This window comes from Archangium violaceum Cb vi76 (assembly GCF_000733295.1).
In the GTDB taxonomy this organism is placed as follows: domain Bacteria; phylum Myxococcota; class Myxococcia; order Myxococcales; family Myxococcaceae; genus Archangium; species Archangium violaceum.
In genome coordinates, this window is the sequence record NZ_JPMI01000357.1 from 1 (window position 1) to 406 (window position 406).

The 406-nt window shown below is 67.2% G+C and carries 1 protein-coding gene; it reads left to right on the forward strand.

Translation table 11 applies throughout. The features are described 5' to 3' along the window. On the forward strand, window positions 1–406 hold a 406-nt coding region (locus Q664_RS45390), incomplete at both ends, for an LGFP repeat-containing protein (RefSeq protein WP_043411741.1).

Below are 406 nucleotides of genomic sequence, written 5' to 3' on the forward strand. Positions count from 1 at the left end.
ACCCCATCACCGACGAGCTGACGACGCCGGATGGGGTGGGCCGCTACAACCACTTCGAGCGCGGCAGCATCTACTGGACGGCGAACACGGGTGCCTGGGAGATCCACGGAGACATCCGCGAGAAGTGGAAGCAGCTGGGCTGGGAGCGCAGCGACCTGGGCTACCCGACGACGGGTGAGCTGAAGACGCCGGACGGAGCGGGCCGCTACAACCACTTCCAGAACGGCAGCATCTACTGGACGCAGGCGACGGGGGCGCACGAGGTGCGTGGCCTCATCAAGGCGAAGTGGGGAGAGCTGGGCTGGGAGACGAGCTACCTGGGCTACCCGACGACGGACGAGCAGGGGGCGGCGGATGGGGTGGGCCGTTTCAACCACTTCGAGCGCGGCAGCATCTACTTCACGCC